Annotated in this window: 15 protein-coding genes and 1 pseudogene; 11 read left to right on the top strand and 5 right to left on the bottom strand. The window is 58.4% G+C overall.

All coding sequences use genetic code 11. The features are described 5' to 3' along the window. A pseudogene (locus OKC27_RS21120) lies at nt 1-118 on the bottom strand (IS630 family transposase); the annotation flags it as partial. Nucleotides 119-241: 123 nt separating this feature from the next. On the opposite strand from OKC27_RS21120, the gene OKC27_RS21115 reads away from it, so the two are divergent. Both OKC27_RS21115 and OKC27_RS21110 read left to right on the top strand, forming a co-directional pair. After that, entirely contained in the window at nt 242-868 is a 627-nt protein-coding gene (locus tag OKC27_RS21115) for a hypothetical protein (RefSeq protein ID WP_270806666.1), read from the top strand. A gap of 936 nt (nt 869-1,804) precedes the next feature. After that, on the top strand, nt 1,805-2,803 hold the full coding sequence (locus tag OKC27_RS21110) for a sensor domain-containing diguanylate cyclase (RefSeq protein WP_058053524.1): 999 nt from the start codon (nt 1,805-1,807) through the stop codon (nt 2,801-2,803). A gap of 87 nt (nt 2,804-2,890) precedes the next feature. Here the strand turns inward: OKC27_RS21110 and OKC27_RS21105 are convergent, their stop codons facing one another. Beyond that, the gene (locus tag OKC27_RS21105; RefSeq protein ID WP_182938443.1) at nt 2,891-3,517 is read right to left on the bottom strand and encodes a porin family protein; all 627 of its coding nucleotides are present in this window, start codon (nt 3,515-3,517) and stop codon (nt 2,891-2,893) included. Nucleotides 3,518-4,793: 1,276 nt separating this feature from the next. Here OKC27_RS21105 and OKC27_RS21100 point away from each other — a divergent pair. After that, nucleotides 4,794-5,558, top strand: coding sequence for a helix-turn-helix domain-containing protein (locus OKC27_RS21100; RefSeq protein ID WP_182938442.1), 765 nt, complete (start codon nt 4,794-4,796; stop codon nt 5,556-5,558). A 50-nt stretch (nt 5,559-5,608) separates the two neighbouring features. On the opposite strand, the gene OKC27_RS21095 is transcribed toward OKC27_RS21100, so the two are convergent. After that, nucleotides 5,609-6,421 (bottom strand): UTRA domain-containing protein, encoded by an 813-nt coding sequence (locus OKC27_RS21095; RefSeq protein WP_162626829.1) that lies wholly within the window; start codon nt 6,419-6,421, stop codon nt 5,609-5,611. A gap of 212 nt (nt 6,422-6,633) precedes the next feature. Here OKC27_RS21095 and OKC27_RS21090 point away from each other — a divergent pair, with 212 nt between their 5' ends. Genes OKC27_RS21090 through OKC27_RS21065 form a run of 6 tightly spaced genes read left to right on the top strand, consistent with a single transcriptional unit; the run spans nt 6,634 to nt 11,898 of the window. Then, nucleotides 6,634-7,680 (top strand): ABC transporter substrate-binding protein, encoded by a 1,047-nt coding sequence (locus tag OKC27_RS21090; protein ID WP_182939806.1) that lies wholly within the window; start codon nt 6,634-6,636, stop codon nt 7,678-7,680. A gap of 9 nt (nt 7,681-7,689) precedes the next feature. Further along, nucleotides 7,690-8,523 (top strand): alkaline phosphatase family protein, encoded by an 834-nt coding sequence (locus tag OKC27_RS21085; protein ID WP_182938441.1) that lies wholly within the window; start codon nt 7,690-7,692, stop codon nt 8,521-8,523. Beyond that, complete coding sequence (locus OKC27_RS21080) at nt 8,523-9,422, top strand: ABC transporter permease (RefSeq protein ID WP_182938440.1); 900 nt, start codon at nt 8,523-8,525, stop codon at nt 9,420-9,422. The genes OKC27_RS21085 and OKC27_RS21080 overlap by 1 nt, the downstream gene beginning before the upstream one ends. Beyond that, nucleotides 9,415-10,191: an ABC transporter permease gene (locus OKC27_RS21075; RefSeq protein ID WP_042648076.1), complete on the top strand. Its 777-nt coding sequence runs from the start codon at nt 9,415-9,417 to the stop codon at nt 10,189-10,191. The genes OKC27_RS21080 and OKC27_RS21075 overlap by 8 nt, the downstream gene beginning before the upstream one ends. A 6-nt stretch (nt 10,192-10,197) precedes the next feature. Continuing rightward, a complete protein-coding gene (locus OKC27_RS21070; protein WP_182938439.1) occupies nt 10,198-11,205 on the top strand; it encodes an ABC transporter ATP-binding protein in 1,008 nt (335 codons plus the stop codon). A 39-nt stretch (nt 11,206-11,244) separates the two neighbouring features. Beyond that, complete coding sequence (locus tag OKC27_RS21065; protein WP_182938438.1) at nt 11,245-11,898, top strand: HAD family hydrolase; 654 nt, start codon at nt 11,245-11,247, stop codon at nt 11,896-11,898. A gap of 110 nt (nt 11,899-12,008) precedes the next feature. On the opposite strand, the gene OKC27_RS21060 is transcribed toward OKC27_RS21065, so the two are convergent. Beyond that, a complete protein-coding gene (locus OKC27_RS21060) occupies nt 12,009-13,637 on the bottom strand; it encodes a sensor domain-containing diguanylate cyclase (RefSeq protein ID WP_232093583.1) in 1,629 nt (542 codons plus the stop codon). Between the two features lie 83 nt (nt 13,638-13,720). On the opposite strand from OKC27_RS21060, the gene OKC27_RS21055 reads away from it, so the two are divergent. Together OKC27_RS21055 and OKC27_RS21050 are read left to right on the top strand one after the other, a co-directional pair. Beyond that, nucleotides 13,721-14,161: a DUF2214 family protein gene (locus tag OKC27_RS21055; protein WP_182938437.1), complete on the top strand. Its 441-nt coding sequence runs from the start codon at nt 13,721-13,723 to the stop codon at nt 14,159-14,161. Between the two features lie 72 nt (nt 14,162-14,233). Beyond that, complete coding sequence (locus tag OKC27_RS21050; RefSeq protein WP_182938436.1) at nt 14,234-15,133, top strand: DMT family transporter; 900 nt, start codon at nt 14,234-14,236, stop codon at nt 15,131-15,133. Between the two features lie 67 nt (nt 15,134-15,200). Here OKC27_RS21050 and OKC27_RS21045 read toward each other — a convergent pair whose 3' ends face one another. Next, nucleotides 15,201-15,827: a glutathione S-transferase family protein gene (locus tag OKC27_RS21045; protein WP_182938435.1), complete on the bottom strand. Its 627-nt coding sequence runs from the start codon at nt 15,825-15,827 to the stop codon at nt 15,201-15,203. Nucleotides 15,828-15,990: the final 163 nt, after the last annotated feature.

Here is a 15,990-nt window from a genome sequence, read left to right as displayed (position 1 = left end):
CTTCATGTAACAGCAAGATGGCCATCAAGCGACGAGCATGTCCTTTATCACGGGTGGCATGGATGATTTTGTGAATGCGGCGCCGTTGTGGTCGTGGCAGGGGTGGTAGGATAGGCATCAACTCAGTCCTTTTGGTGTGGCTTGTTTTGTTTGGCGACTAATGAGATCGCACAAACTGGACTGAGTTCCCTTCCTCCAGTGATCTACTATTCGGAACAGCTATTTAGAGAAAGTCACAGGAATGTATAAAGATACTGCTGACATTAAATTAATAGAGGAGCAAATGAGAAGGGAAAATAATGAGAAGTTAATTTCCCTTGTAAATTCCGTGGAAAAACTATTAAAGTCATTGCCAAGCCAAAGGAATGATGAAAGTGGTTGCGTTAGGGCGCAAGATAAATTGATTGAAATTAAAACTCCGACTGGTCATGTGGAAAATGAAAATTATAAGCGCATGGTTAAAGTCGCATTGAACGACTTGATACCTAATTATAATGATGCTTTGAGTTCATTATTACGAGCTGGCTACTCTGTGGTTCAAGTGTTTGGTTCTACAAGTAAAGATAAAAAACCGCCTAAAAGCCTAACAATCACATACTGCCCTGATGTGCCAAAAATAGCACTCCGAGAATTATATGAAATTTTTAAGCCTCATGGTTTTAATCGGATTGATTTAGACAGAAGCATGAGACCAATACTTTCTGATGTGGCCAATATATATATAGGTTCATATGTGGATGACTATTCAGAGAAGCGTAAATCAATTGAAGTAAACGAAACTTTAGAAGCACTATTGATGGACGATGAGATTACTGGTGAACAATTTAATGATTACGTGTGTAGTATTACCATGGAAAAATCTGTCTGATATATGTGCGCCTGATAAAAAGGTCATAATAAACCCATTTTACAGAGTCTGGTTTTGTATATTTATCTCGTATGTTGGGCTTCGCAGGCTCAGCACCAACCTACCGATTGTGTAGGTTGTGGCTGAGCGCAGCGAAGCCCAACGTTTACCGCGTCATCTCTTTTTTCCTCCCCCTCATCCCCGACCCTTCTCCCGCAAGGGGAGAAGGGAGATTGGGCTTCTTTTGATATATTTCACACCACTGGTTTATCGGGCATGTGTAGGTTCGATTAGCGAAGCGTAATCGGACGATCGCGTAATTTGGTAATCGAGTATGTTGGGTTTCGCAGGCTCAGCACCAAGCTATCGGTTGTGTCGGTTGTGGCTGAGCGTAGCGAAGCCCAACGTTTACCGTGGAATCTCTTTTTGCCTTCCCCTTATCCCCAGCCCTTCTCCTCTTTTTTAAATAAACAGGAGAAGGGAGTAATGCCGTTACCGCTGTCCGATTACGCTTCGCTAATCGAACCTACGTGGCTGGCGATCATATTTCCGGTACCGCTTTATCCCCTCTCCCTTTGGGAGAGGGCCAGGGTGAGGGGAGCGGGTTGCCACAATGCTGACTTCGTAAAGTCAGGTAGGGGGCAATAAACGAAGTGAATGGCACCGCTCCTGTATATCTGCCACAAGGTGCAATGCGCGTCGCTTATTACCCCCAGCATCACCGTTCGGTGAGCCCGTCCCCAGTTCGCTGAATCGTGAGTTAAATCCGGTAAATAAGGTGCAGTTGAACCACACTTACTGGCACTCGGGGTCGGTCACTGGCGGCCGACCAGCGGGGAAACGGTGGTGCGGTGGGGTTCTGGCTGACAGATTTTTTGCAATATGCCAAGGTAGCGCTTCACGACAATATGGCGATTCCCCGCAGTGGCGCGGGGCAGAAGAATAAGGATGGCCACTATGCTGCAGGACAGTGACACGATCAGGATCTCGGATGTCAGCGAAGCCGTGGTGCATGGCATTCTGGAGGTGATCAGCGATGGCATCTGGGATTGGCATGCCAATACCGGTTTCGTCTATCGCAACCCCGGCTGGTACCGGATGCTGGGCTACGAGCCGCATACCCTCGGCAATACCGTTTTCACCTGGGAGGGAGTGATCCACCCCGACGATCTGGCCGGGGTGATGGCCAAATTCGATGCCTGTCTGAGCGGCCAGGCTTCCGAATATTGTGCCGAGTATCGTTGTCGCTGTCGGGACGGCAGCTACCTGTGGATTGAGGATTGTGGCCGCATCATAGAGCGCAATCCCGATGGCTCTGTGGCACGGATGATCGGCGCCCACCGCGATATCCACGCCAGCAAGCTGTTGCTGGAGCAGCTGGAGCGGCGCAACCACTCGCTGGAGCAGCAGGTGGCGGATCGTACCGCCGAGCTGGTGCGGCTCAACGAGGAGCTGAAACTGCGGGTGGAGGAGAATCGTCAGTTGGCGGAGACCGATGCCCTGACCGGTGCCGCCAGTCGTTACCGGCTGGAGCGGGCGTTGCAGCTGGAGTGCGAGCGGGCCCGCCGCTTCCACCTGCCTTTTACGGTGATCGCCATGGATGTGGACAACTTCAAGCAGATCAACGACCGCTACGGCCACAACGCCGGGGATCAGACCCTGATCAACATAGTGGCGCTGGTGCGCAGCCATATCCGCGAGATCGATCTGCTGGCTCGCTGGGGTGGCGACGAGTTTATGGTGCTGTTGCCCAATACGAACCGTGAGGATGCCATGGTGGTGGCGACCAAGCTGCAGGCATTGATGGCGAGCGAGTCCATCTGCCCCCATGCCCCTGCGACCATGAGCTTCGGGCTGGCGGAGTATCAGCAGGATGAGCATAAAGAGAGCCTGATGGTGCGGGCCGATCGGGCGCTCTATCAGGCCAAGCAGTTGGGTAAAGACCAGATTTGCTAACGCGCAGGGTACGGAAAAAAGAGCAGTAAAAAGGGCCGCAGGATTGAAACCTGCGGCCCTTTTGCATTGTTACTGACGCGGCGTGACTTAGAAGTGGTAGCGCAGACCCAGCTTGAAGGTATCCAGAGAGTAGTGCTCGTCACCCAGACTCAGGGCGTTGAACTGGCGCTCGTAACCGATGCCTGCAGAGAAGTGGTCGTTGAAGGCGTAGTCCAAACCTACTTCCAGATTGGGGTGCACCTTGCTCTTGGTTGCGTTCTCGTTTACCTGACCGCTGAAACCGAGGAGGGTGGCGTTGCCGACAACTTCCACTTCGGTGCGAGTGTAGGCGATACCCGGTTTGGCATAGGCGCTGAAGCCCCAGGCCAGTGGCTGGCTCAGCTTGGCTGCCAGGCTGATGCTGCGGGTGTCGATGGTGGTGTCGGCAAAGCCGCTTGCAATCGGGGAGGTTACCCAGGTCAGCTGATCCATCTGTTGGGCGTGCAGGCCACCTTCAACGGCCAACCAGGGTTTGAAGCTGTAACCCACGATCAGGCTGCCGCCGTCGAGCTGGTCATCGATGATCTTGGCGTCATAGGCGTCTTTGGCAGAACCATCGAGATCCATCTTGGAGGTGGTCAGATCCAGACCAGCATACCAGCCTTCGGCATGGGCGCCGCCATTCATGGCCAGAGCAAGCAGGGAGAAAGCGGTAATTTTATTAAACTTGTTCATGGATAAATAAACCTTATGTTGCGTGAACTGCGTGTGATTTATATTGCTCAATCCATGAAGCTTTTTATATTTCCGTCATTGCTCTGCTTTCACAGAGGGGCCGCAGTATAGTCAGCGTATTTCTGAATAACAAGTGAGTGATTTCCCCATTCTTCTAAATATGACTGGCTGCAAGCAGGGGCATTTTGTTTAATAAATGGTGTTATTAGAGTTTTAGCTTTATTGAGATTTAAATAATTAAGCGGTGAGGCAAATGACAGGCTGCGAGCTCGCTTTTTATTCTATGTGATTGATTTTTATCAGCATTGAATTTTAATTCTAGCGTGACCATGATGAGCTGTCTAAAAATTGGCATCTCAGATGTTACTGATTGGCATCAGGTTCTTTTCGATGATTTTTTGAACGCATCACAAGGTGAAACCGTGAGAAAAAAATCTATCTTTTTGCCTGTTTTTTGCTCTTTTCGAGGTTTGGGATTGTTCCCATTGTGACTTTTGGTGGTCTTTTGAGGCTGTTTTTGCGTGGGCCATGTTGCCCACCAGATATGCGGATGGGCTCTTTTGGGTGGCTTTCTCTTCACCCTGTCGCAGTTGTTGGGGTGGGCATAAGGTGTGATAAGCAGATATGGGGTGTGCGGCCTGATTAATTTTGTTTTCTTATATATAAAAGCCATTTAAAAGATAGTTTTTTGGAGTTTTAAATAACTTTGTTATATTCGTTTCTATATTTAATGAGGCTTTCCAAGCAGGCCATTTAAATATATTGAATGGCAATAACACGGTATTGATGATCGTTTAGGATACCTTGCCAGAGAGGTCGTAGTGGCTGGCGCATCGGTTGGCGGCGGGTGGCCTGTGACACTTCCCCTTGCCGGGGCCCTTGACCTGACCTGCGAATTCAGGGAAAAGAAAAGGGCGGTGCTATCAGCGCCGCCCAATGCCAGGAAAGAGAAAAAACCTTACGGTTTAAAAGATAAAAATTTGGAAGCAAACAATCGATTTCTCAACCAGGAAGGGTCTTGAATTCGATACGTTTCGATTATGCGCGATGTTCTATGCAGCACTAGCAAAATGTTTGCGGGTTGAAAGATATGCACTGTCTGGTGTCACATTCTGCGACCTCATCGTTCAACTGGTCTGTCCTCACGGGAATATGCGGCAATTTTTTCTCTAGGCTGTTTTTTCGGTGTCAATATCTGAGCCTTGAAGGTAAAAACAGGTCAGAAGCTGACTCGGCATAACCATGCAATGAAAGTGCGATAACAAGGAAGAGTGGCATGACCTACAGCCAGACCCTGGCCAACAATATTCTCGACACCCTGAAGAAGACCCTGACCGACAAGGGGATCCGCTATCAGACCCTGGCGGAGGCGATGGGCGTCTCCATCGCGACCGTGAAGCGGATGATGAACAAGCCCTCGCTGCCGTTCGATACCCTGCTGGAGATCTGCCATCTGGTGGGGCTCTCGTTCGAGGATCTGCTGGATCGCACTCAGGACGCCCAGAGCCGCCGCGCCGTCTTTACCCAGGAGCAGGACGAGGCGTTTCACAACGAGCCGGGGCTCTACGCCTTTCTCGCCAATATCTTCTGGCGCGACAAGACGTTGATCGACCTTAAACGGGAGTACGGCCTGACCGACGCCTCCTGCTATCTCTATCTGCGCAAGCTGGAGAAGCTCGGCATTTTGCAGCTTGGTATCGACAACAGTTACCACTTCCTCATCAGCGAACGGATCAGTTTCGAGCAGCACAGCCGTTTCGCCCGCCAGCAGGCGCGGCAGGCGATGTCGGTGCTGGGGGAGTATCTGGTGGAGAACATGCACAAGTCGAACAACTATATGGCACTCTGTCAGCTGCACCTCAACGAGGGGGAGGCGATGGCGCTGATCGACCGGATGAAGGAGTACTGGCATCAGGAGATCAAGCTCAACCGCCCCGCCATCGGCCAGCAGGAGCACGCCAAGACCTACACCATGTCGCTGCAACTGGCCGACTGCGGCTACCAGAGCTTCGACGACATGATCCCCAATATCGACAACTGATCCCGGCGGATCCCGGCGGATCCTGCGGGATCCGCTGCGCTGATTGGGGCCTACTCGGTGAGTTGAGTTTGCTGCAATCTGCCTGCGACCGGTTGCAACGCCCGGGTATCGAGACAGATGCGGATCGCATCCGGTCGCCAGTGCTCGATATCGCAATCCACCAGACCGCCCCGCTCGTCATAGTTGACCCGCACCAGCCGCAGCACGGCGCTCCCCTCCGCCAGATTGAGGGCGCGGGCGATGGCGCCGCGCGCCGCAGAGGGGGTGATCTCTAGACTCGCGCCACCCTGGCCTATGCCATAGCGCTGCTGATAGAGCTCGGTGAGGGAGCTGGCCAGCGGCGCACTGGCGATATCGGGAAAGCGGCTGGCCAGTAGGTGATGGCTGACGTGGAGCACCGGGCGGCCGTCGATCAGCCGCTGGCGGCGGATTTCATAAAGCGGGGTAAAAGGTTCCAGCCCCATCCAGCGGCACAGCTCGCTGCTGGCCAGCGCACTGCCGTGGGCCAGCACCCGGGTTTCGGCGGTGCGTTGCTGCTCGCCGATCCACTGGTGAAAGTGGGTGTGGATGGCGGGATCGTAGGTGAGGCGGGGCGGCGCCACGAACCAGCCGCGCCGCTCGGCCCGGTAGATAAGGCCATCCGCTTCGAGGCTGGAGAGCGCCTCCTTGATGGTGATGCGGGTAGTGGCGAATCGCTCGCTCAGCGCCCGTTCGGCGGGCAACTGCTGCCCGGCTGCCAACTGGCCGCTGCCGATATAGCGGCGCAGAGTCTGGCAAATCTGTTCGCACTTGGAGGCGCGGCCATCTGCCGCTACCCGTTCGCTCAATCTCGGTTCAATCACGCTGATATCCCTGTCGCTCATTCTGGCTGCACGGGCTGGCGTAGCCCTTGTTGGTTCAGCCCTTGCTGGAATAGTCCAGCCTCACTCGGGTTCAGAGTTGTAACCGCGCAGGATGACAGCGGCGTGACAGGGTGATTGTCATCAAACTGCCATCAAAGCGCCCCGCCACCGTCATATTTCCCCTCTAGCATCCCTCTCGAACCTTAACTGACCTAGTCCAGAGGGATGGGATGATGAAAAGCGTGATCGCAAGTGCACTGGCCCTGGTGGCCATCAGCCAACCACTTTTTGCAGCCGACAATATCGCGGATCTTGAGAAGGCCGCTCGCGGCGAGGGCCAACTCAGCAGTATCGGCATGCCCGATAGCTGGGCCAACTGGAAGGATACCTGGCAGCAGCTGGGCAGCATCTACGGCATCAAGCATCAGGATACCGACATGAGCTCGGCGCAGGAGATCGCCAAGTTCGCCGCCGAGAAGGCCAATGCCACCGCCGACATCGGTGACGTGGGCGGCGCCTTCGGCCCGGTGGCGGTCAAGCAGGGGGTCACCCAACCCTACAAACCCTCCACCTGGGCTGACATTCCGAACTGGGCCAAGGATGCAGACGGTCACTGGATGCTGGCCTATACCGGCACCATCGCCTTCCTGATCAACAAGGATCTGGTCAAGGCAGCCCCCACCAGCTGGCAATCCCTGCTGGGTGGCGACTACAAGGTGACCCTGGGTGATGTTGGCGTGGCCTCCCAGGCCAACAACGGCGTGCTGGCGGCGGCCTATGCCACCGGCGGCAGCGAGAAGAACCTCAAGCCCGCGCTGGAGCTGTTCGGCCAGCTGGCCAAGCAGGGTCGTCTGTCGCTGAATGACCCCTCCATCGCCAACATCGAGAAGGGCGAGGTGGAAGTGGGGGTGCTGTGGGACTTCAATGCGCTGAACTACCGCGACCAGATCGACCCCAAGAAGTTTGATGTGGTGATCCCGAGCGACGGCTCCGTCATCGCCGGTTACACCACCATCATCAACAAGTGGGCCAAGAACCCCAACGCCGCCAAACTGGCGCGGGAATATATCCTCTCCGATGCCGGTCAAATCAACCTGGCCCGTGGCTACGCCCGCCCCATCCGCAGCAACGTGACCCTGCCGGATGACGTCAAGGCCAAGCTGTTGCCGGCCGAGCAGTATGCCAATGCCAAGCCGGTGCAGGATCATTCCGCCTGGGAGCAGAGCTCCAAAGCCCTGCCGCGCCAGTGGCAAGAAACCGTCATGATCAACATGCAGTAAGGGAATCCAGTGCAACACAAGGTGATAGTGGTACTTGTGGATGGTCTGGCTGCCGAGGTAGCCCACACCATGGGCTACCTCGGTGGCATGGTGGAGGCGGGGCGGGGCCTGCATACGACCCTGAATGCGGCCCTGCCGTCTCTCTCCCGGCCTCTCTACGAGTGCATCCTGACCGGCGTGCCACCGGTGGCGAGCGGCATCACCCACAACGGGGTGAGTCGCTTGAGCCAGCATGAATCCATCTTCCATCTGGCCCGTGCCGCGGGCAAACGCACCGCAGCGGCTGCCTATTACTGGGTCAGCGAGCTTTACAACCAGAGCCCCTGGCTGGCGGCCCGTGATCGCTATACCCATGACGAGCAACTGCCGATCCAGCACGGCTGCTTCTACTGGGATGACGCCTACCCCGACAGCCATCTGCTGATGGATGGCGAGTGGCTGCGAACTCAACACGATCCCGATTTTCTGCTGATCCACCCGATGGGGGTGGATGACGCTGGCCACAAGTTTGGCCTCGATTCCCGCCAGTACCGCAATCAGGCGCGCCGGATGGACAGCCTGCTGGCCGACCTGCTGCCTCAGTGGCTGGCGGAGGGGTATCAGGTGGTGATCACCTCGGATCACGGCATGAACAATGACCTGAGCCACGGTGGCACCTTGCCTGAAGAGCGCACCGTGCCGCTCTGGCTATTTGGCGATGCCTTTATCGAACGCTGGCCGGATGGGGTGGTGATCGCCCAGACCCAGCTCTGCGCCCTGATGGCCGATCTGCTGGGCATTCCCCACGACAAGCCGGTGGCTCCCCCGCTGCTCAAGGCGACCTGTATGCGCGAGGTGCACTGATGATGCCTGCAACCACCGAGATCCTTGCGGATCAACCCGTGGCAACCAAGCACAAGGTGCGCCGCCACTGGCTGCCTGCGCTGGTACTGCTGCCGTTTGTCCTGTTGATGATCCTGTTCCAGCTCGCCCCCATGGTGTGGGTGCTGGTGGGCAGCTTTCAGACCCCCGATGGCTGGGGCCTCGACTACTATCGGGAGATTTTGAGCTCCCCCTTCTACCTGCAATCGTTCGGCAACTCGTTGCGCATCGCCGGTATCGCCAGTCTGGCGGGGCTTGCCATCGGCACGCTCGGGGCGGCGGCGCTGCGCCACAGCCCCGAGCGGGTCAAGCGGCTGCTGCTGGCCTTTGTCACCATGACCGGCAACTTCAGCGGTGTGCCGCTGGCGTTCGCCTTCATCATCATTCTCGGTATCAATGGTGCGGTGACCCTGCTGCTGAAATCCTGGGGCCTCATCGACGGCTTCAACCTCTACTCGGGCAGCGGCCTAATCCTCATCTACACCTACTTCCAGATCCCGCTCGCCCTGCTGCTGCTCTACCCGGCGTTCGATGCGCTGCAGGATGAGTGGCCGCAGGCCGCCGCGCTGCTCGGCGCGAGCAAGGGGCAGTATGTGTGGCATGTGGCACTGCCGGTGCTCACCCCTGCCCTGCTCGGCACTCTCATTATTCTGTTTGCCAACGCGGTGGGGGCCTATGCCTCTGCCTACGCCCTCACTACCGGCAACTTCAATCTGGTGACCATCCGGGTGGCCAGTCTGGTCTCCGGCGACATCTTCCTCGAGCCCAATATGGCGGCGGCGCTGGCGGTGATCCTGATGGTGCTGCTGGGGGTAGTGACGGCCGCCAACCAGTGGCTGCTGAAAAAGAGCTATGTGAACAAGGGGCAATCCCATGCATGATTTGACGCCGCGCTGGCCCAAGTGGGTGCTGGGTGGGCTGGTCGCCACCTTGCTGCTGCCGCTGCTGGCCACCTTTCTTTACTCCATCTCCACCCGCTGGGGGGCGACTCTGCTGCCGGATGGCTTCACCCTCGACTGGTATCTGAAACTGTGGGGCGATCCGCGCTTCCTCGCGGCTTTTGGCCGAAGCCTCCTGGTCTGCTTCGCCACACTGCTGCTCGGCACCCTGGTGCTGGTGCCCACCGTGCTGGTGGTGGCCTACTACTTCCCCAAGCTGGATCCCTGGATGAACCTGTTGATCCTGCTCCCCTTCGCGGTGCCGCCAGTGGTCTCTTCAGTGGGGCTGCTGCAGATCTATGCCGACGGCGTTCTGCCCATCATCGGCACGCCGTGGATCCTGATCGGCACCTGGTTCACCGTGGTGCTCCCCTTCATGTACCGGGCGCTGGCCAACAGCCTGCAAGGGGTGCCGCTGAAAGATCTGATGGATGCCGCCCATCTGCTGGGGGCGAGCAGTCGGCGCGCCTTTCTGCTGGTGGTGATCCCCTGCCTGCGCAAGGGGCTGCTGGCGGCGCTGTTTCTGTCGCTCTCCTTCCTGCTCGGCGAGTTCGTGTTTGCCAACATGCTGGTGGGCACCCGTTACGAGACCCTGCAGGTCTACCTCTACAACATGCGCGCCACTTCGGGCCACTTCACCAGTGCGCTGGTGATGAGCTACTTCCTGCTGACCCTGCTGCTCACCTGGGCGGCCAACAGATTTCATCGGTGATCCAAGATGTTTCATTTAGAAGTCAATCAGTTGCATAAATCCTACGGCGATACTCCGGTGTTCGAGGGGATCGAATTCGGCATTCGCAAGGGGGAGTTGGTGACCCTGCTCGGCCCCTCCGGCTGCGGCAAATCGACCCTGCTGCGGGCGCTGGCCGGGCTCACTCCGGTGGATGGCGGTCAGGTGCGGGTGGCCGGTGAGGACATCACCTGGCAGGCGCCCCAGAAGCGGGGCATCGGCATGGTGTTCCAGAGCTATGCGCTGTTCCCCAACATGACGGTGTGGGACAACGTCGCCTTCGGCCTCAAGATGAAGCCCCAGCCGGGGCGGGAGCTGGCTGCCAGCGTGAAAGAGGCGCTGGCGCTGGTGGAGCTGACCGGTTTCGAGCGCCGCTATCCGGGGGAGCTCTCCGGCGGTCAGCGCCAGCGGGTGGCGTTGGCCCGGGCCCTGGTGGTGCAGCCGCGGATCCTGCTGCTGGACGAGCCGCTCTCGGCGCTGGATGCCCGTATCCGCCGCAGCCTGCGCCAGCAGATCCGCGAGATCCAGCAGCGGCTCGAGCTCACCACCATCTTCGTGACCCACGATCAGGAGGAGGCGCTCACCCTGTCGGATCGGATCTTCCTGATGAACAAGGGATCCATCGTCCAGAGCGGCACGCCGGAGCAGATCTATACCCGTCCCGCCAGCGAGTTTGTGGCGGGCTTTATTGGCAACTACAACCTGCTCGGTGCAGAGCAGGGCAAGTCGCTGTTCGGCCCCCGTTTTCAGGGCAAGCTGGCGCTGCGGCCGGAGTCCATCACCCTGCTGCCCGCAGGAGCGACCAGCAGCGAGCCCAGCCTGCCCGGCATCATTCGTCAGCAACAGCTGCTCGGCAACGTGATCCGCTATCAGGTGGAGTGCGAGGCGGGGCTGTTGACGGTGGATTGCCTCAACCGCTCGGCTGGCGATCTGCTGGCCACCGGCAGTGCCGTGACCCTGGCGGTGGCCCGGGATCAACTCTGTGAGGTAGCATGACGCCTCGTTTCATTTTCGTTGTTACCGCAAGGAGCCCTCATGGCACTGGCACTGTTTGATCTGGACGAGACCCTGATTGCGGGGGATTCCGCCAGCCTCTGGCTGGAGTACATGGTGGCCGAGGAGCTGGCCCCTGCCAGCATGATCGCCGAGGAGCAGGGGATGATGTCCCTCTACCATCAGGGCAAGATGGATATGCACCAGTATATGGCTTTCACCCTGCAGCCGCTGGCGGGCAAGTCGCGCCAGTGGCTCAGCCAGCAGTGCCACCACTTTGCCGAGCAGGTGCTGCGTGAGCGCCTCTACCCCGAGGGGCTGGCGCGTATCGAATGGCATCGGGAGCGGGGCGACGAGCTGGTGCTGATCTCCGCCTCCGGCGAACATCTGGTGGCCCCCATGGCAAAGATGCTGGGGATGGATCACTGCGTTGCCATCCTGCTCGATGAGGAGGAGGGGATGCTGACCGGCCAGACCCGCGGCACCCTCAGTTTTCGCGAAGGCAAGGTGGCCCGCATCAACCAGCTGTTTGCCGGGCGGGAGAACCTCTGGCAGGGGAGCTTTGGTTACAGCGACTCCCACAACGATCTGCCCATGCTGCGGGCGGTGACCCATCCCTATGCGGTCAATCCGGCCCCCGCCCTGCGCCAGCAGGCCGGGGAGCTGGGCTGGCCGGTGTGGGAGTGGCAGCGCTGAGTCGCATGCTCACACAGGCTTAACGCGCGGCAAGAACAGCGATAAAAACCAAGAGAGAGGCAGTTGCCTCTCTCTTGGTTTTCGTGTCCCGCGGGCGAATACCCTTCCACTTAATGGGCATGCCGTCGAGTCTGATCGAGGTGAGGAGGGGGTTCTGCATCCATCAGGTCGCTGACACGACACTGGGGGAAGCAGATACGGTTTTTCCCCTCTCGCTTGGCCTGATAAACCCCGCTGTCGGCCAGTTCCACCAGCTCCTTGGCAGAGAGCCCGGAGTGACTGAAGGCCACCCCGCCGCTGATAGTGACGGTGAGATCGGGTTCACGCCACTCAAGCTTTTCGACCGCGAGCCGGAATGCTTCCAGCAGGGAGGCGATCTCGCTCATTGTCGTTTCCAGCCGAAAGACCAGCACCAGCTCTTCGCCACCGTAGCGGCAGAACCAGCCCCACTGGTCAAACAGATTCATGCCCAGCTTGCTCACCCGCTTGAGCACCACATCCCCCGCCTGATGACCGTGGGTATCGTTGACCCGTTTGAAATCATCGAGATCGAACATCACCAACCCGAACGGCGCGCCACTGTTGAGCTGCTTTTGCAGGCACTCGTCGAAGAAGCGGCGGTTGTAGAGGCCGGTGAGCTTGTCCTGATTGGCTTGCTGCCGGATCTGGGCAAAGTCCTGGCTGGCGGCATCCATCTCTTCATAGACCTTGGCCAGCTCCAGCATGCGGCTACCGTGGTAGGCGATACCGCCGGAGCGACTGGCGCGGATCAGCAGGGTGATCTCTCCCAGCATGCGGCGGAAGTAGCGGGCCCAGAGCAGGGCCAGCAGCAGATAGAGAATGCAGGCGAGGGCAATCATCAGCTGCACGTTGACGGAAACGCTGTCGATCACCTGCTGCATGCTGGCGGTCGGCTCGACGCTGAGCAGGATCCAGCGCTGCTCGGGGATGCGGTAGTAGGAGACCATCATGCCGCTGGCATCATCGAGGAAGAAGCCCTGATCATCGTTCATGCGAGCCAGCCAGTCAGTGGTGGCGAGCGGTTTGAATACCCGTTCGCGATCCGGATGGGCCAGCACCAGCCCGTCATGGTTGAGCAGGATCTGATAGCCATTGCCCAGATGATGACTCTGCTCGTGCCGACCGTTGAGCCAGCTGGCGAGGGGGGTGAGCTGGGTATCCAGCGAGAGCACGCCAACCCGTTTGCCGTCAGGATCTTCAATCACCCGGGCCAGCGCCATGGTGAGGGTGCCGAGCGTGTAGTCGTAATAAGGATCGGTCCAGACCATCTGGTTCGGGTGGCTGGCGGCCAGCAGATACCAGGGGCGGGTTCTGGGATCGAACTTCTCGTCGGCCTGCCAGGAGGGGTGGATCAGCATCTTGCGATGCTCGGTACCCACGTAGACATAATCGAGCTCCATCACCTTGTGATAAGCCTGCCATTGCTGCAGGTAGCGCTCGCCGTTGCGGATCTCCGGGCCGCTGAAATCCTGATAATTTACCTGCTGATAAATGAGCGTAAACTGGCGTTTGAGCGTCGCCAGATAGGGTTCGATCAGGGTATGGAAATACTGGGTGTTGCGAGCAATCAGGTTCTGTTGCTGCTCATGGCGCAGGGTGCGCTCCATATGCAGGTAGTAGATGCTGCCGAGCAGCAATACGGGGATAAAGAGCAAGAGGAGGCCCAGCCGCATGCGGGTGATTAAAGACCAAGTGTTCTTGGGCTTGCCGGGAGACATGAATCCATCCTTTTCTGCTCGGGTGGCTCCAGCATATATGATGCAGCCCTGCGCGTCTAAAGGCAGAAAATGAGATTTTTCCGATGCTGAACCACACTCTGCTCTTCATGGCCCATTACGGCAGCATAGCGGTGCTGATCCTGGCCCTCTGTGTCGAGTATCTGATCTTTCGTCGCGGCCTGAATATGCTGCGGGTGCGCCGTCTGCTGCTGGCGGATGGGGTGGCGGCGCTGGCGCTCTTCTCCATCTTTGCCACCGGTTGTCTGCTGGCTCTCGAGCATGCCAGCTCGGTGGCGCAGATCTTTGCCCATCCTGCCCACGGCATCAAAATGGGGCTGTTTCTGCTGATTGTCGGCTCCCTCGATTACCCCAGTCGCCTCTTCTATCGCTGGCGTCGCGCCCTGCGTCTGGGCAAGGCGCCGATGATCTCCATTCAGCAGCACTTCCGGGTGGTCTGGATCCTGCGGGGCAATCTGCTACTGGTTGCCCTGCTGGCCTTGCTGACAAAACAGCTGTCGCTCTAAAGACAAGAGGGTAGAGAGACGGGTATCTTGGATCGGATAACCCGTCACGCGCCGATTTAAGGAAGAATCGCAATGCGCTCCAATCTGATGTTGCTGATGGCTGCCACCATCTGGGGTATGGGCTTTGTCGCCCAGCGCCTCGGGATGGATCACATGGGGCCCTATACCTTCAATGGCCTGCGCTTTCTGCTCGGTGCCCTCTCCCTGCTGCCGCTGCTCTGGTGGCTCAAATCCCGACAACCTGTTGCCGTCGCGGGCGACCATCGCCAACTGCTGACCGGTGGCGTGCTGGCCGGGCTGGTGCTGTTCTGCGCCGCCTCCCTGCAACAGGTGGGGCTGCTCTATACCACCGCCGCCAAGGCCGGTTTCATCACCGGGCTCTACATCATTCTGGTGCCCGTGCTGGGGCTGCTGCTGCGTCACAAGAGCGGGCTCAATACCTGGATTGGTGCCCTGATTGCCCTGACGGGCCTCTATGTATTGAGCGTCACCGAAGAGTTCACCATCGGCTTTGGCGATCTGCTGCAGGTGGTCGGCGCCCTGTTCTGGGCCGTTCACCTGCTGCTGGTGGATCACTACTCCAACCGGGTTGCTCCCATCAAGCTCGCCGGGGTGCAGTTCATAGTCTGCGGCCTGCTCAGCCTTGCCACTGCTTTTGTGATCGAAACCCCGACTGTGGCTGGTGCCGTGGCCGGTTGGCAGGCGCTGCTCTACGCCGGGCTGGTGTCGGTCGGGGTGGGTTATACCCTGCAGGTGGTGGGGCAGCGGGGCGCTCATCCGGCCCACGCCGCCATCATCCTCAGTCTGGAGACCGTCTTTGCCGCCGTGGGTGGCGTGTTACTGCTGGGGGAGACGCTGGACGAGCGCGCTATCGCCGGTTGTGCCCTGATGCTGGCGGGGATGCTGATCTCCCAGATCCGCTTGAGATGGTGGTGGAAGTCGCGCCGGGACAAGGTGCCGCAGGCCAAGTAAACCGCGCTCTGCCTGCATAACAAAAACGCCCCGACAGTCGGGGCGTTTTGCATGGTGACGGCTTGGATCAGGGGCGTTGATCCAGCTCGCGCTCCAGCTCTACCGCCTTCAGGCGGGCCGGATGGGTATTGAGGCGTTCCCAATAGGCTTGCAGGTGCGGGAAGTGGGCCAGTTGACCGCTTTGCGCCAGCAGATCCACCAGGAAGGAGTTCATGATGTCGGCGCCGGAGAGGCGATCCCCCACCAGATAGTGGCGGGTTGCCAGTACCTCATTGAGGTAGCCCAGCACCTTGGCACACTCCGCCCTGGCGTAGTCCGGCAGGAAGCGCATCGGGCTGCCATCTTTTCGCACGAACATGTCGAGCAGCAGCGGCAGGATGCCGGAACTCTCGGCAAAGTGGAGCCACTGCAGATATTCGGGATAGTCGGGGCTATCTGCTGCCGGTGCCAGCCGCTCGGGGGCGTAGCGGGCGATCAGGTACTCGGTGATGGCGCCCGATTCGGCCAGCACCCGGCCGTCGAACTCGATGACCGGCGACTTGCCGAGAGGGTGAATGGCTTTTAGCTCGGGCGGCGCCAGAAAGGTGGCTGCATCGCGCTGATACGCCTTGATCTCATAGGGCTGGCCCAGCTCTTCGAGCAGCCAGATGATGCGTTGGGAGCGGGATTTGTTCAGGTGGTGCAGGACTATCATAACAACCTCGATTCGGTGGCATGATGGGGTATACGAGCTGGCGAGGGGGGCGGTTCACCGGCAGCAAAAAAATAGAGCGGGCTGATGCCCTAATGCCAGTCAGTTAAGCCTGACTGGCATTGTTTTTATTGGCTTTTTTCACACTATACCTCTGGGGCCTTGG

This window comes from Aeromonas sp. QDB62 (assembly GCF_027705695.1).
In the GTDB taxonomy this organism is placed as follows: domain Bacteria; phylum Pseudomonadota; class Gammaproteobacteria; order Enterobacterales; family Aeromonadaceae; genus Aeromonas; species Aeromonas allosaccharophila.
This window is presented reverse-complemented; position numbering and strand designations above follow the sequence as displayed.

Coding starts and splice junctions, on each gene's coding strand:
- OKC27_RS21055 (WP_182938437.1), top strand. CDS start 13,721: ATGCTGAACCACACTCTGCTCTTCATGGCCCATTACGGCAGCATAGCG.
- OKC27_RS21065 (WP_182938438.1), top strand. CDS start 11,245: ATGGCACTGGCACTGTTTGATCTGGACGAGACCCTGATTGCGGGGGAT.
- OKC27_RS21050 (WP_182938436.1), top strand. CDS start 14,234: ATGCGCTCCAATCTGATGTTGCTGATGGCTGCCACCATCTGGGGTATG.
- OKC27_RS21110 (WP_058053524.1), top strand. CDS start 1,805: ATGCTGCAGGACAGTGACACGATCAGGATCTCGGATGTCAGCGAAGCC.
- OKC27_RS21100 (WP_182938442.1), top strand. CDS start 4,794: ATGACCTACAGCCAGACCCTGGCCAACAATATTCTCGACACCCTGAAG.
- OKC27_RS21080 (WP_182938440.1), top strand. CDS start 8,523: ATGATGCCTGCAACCACCGAGATCCTTGCGGATCAACCCGTGGCAACC.
- OKC27_RS21045 (WP_182938435.1), bottom strand. CDS start 15,827: ATGATAGTCCTGCACCACCTGAACAAATCCCGCTCCCAACGCATCATC.
- OKC27_RS21075 (WP_042648076.1), top strand. CDS start 9,415: ATGCATGATTTGACGCCGCGCTGGCCCAAGTGGGTGCTGGGTGGGCTG.
- OKC27_RS21105 (WP_182938443.1), bottom strand. CDS start 3,517: ATGAACAAGTTTAATAAAATTACCGCTTTCTCCCTGCTTGCTCTGGCC.
- OKC27_RS21070 (WP_182938439.1), top strand. CDS start 10,198: ATGTTTCATTTAGAAGTCAATCAGTTGCATAAATCCTACGGCGATACT.
- OKC27_RS21060 (WP_232093583.1), bottom strand. CDS start 13,637: ATGTCTCCCGGCAAGCCCAAGAACACTTGGTCTTTAATCACCCGCATG.
- OKC27_RS21115 (WP_270806666.1), top strand. CDS start 242: ATGTATAAAGATACTGCTGACATTAAATTAATAGAGGAGCAAATGAGA.
- OKC27_RS21090 (WP_182939806.1), top strand. CDS start 6,634: ATGAAAAGCGTGATCGCAAGTGCACTGGCCCTGGTGGCCATCAGCCAA.
- OKC27_RS21095 (WP_162626829.1), bottom strand. CDS start 6,421: ATGAGCGACAGGGATATCAGCGTGATTGAACCGAGATTGAGCGAACGG.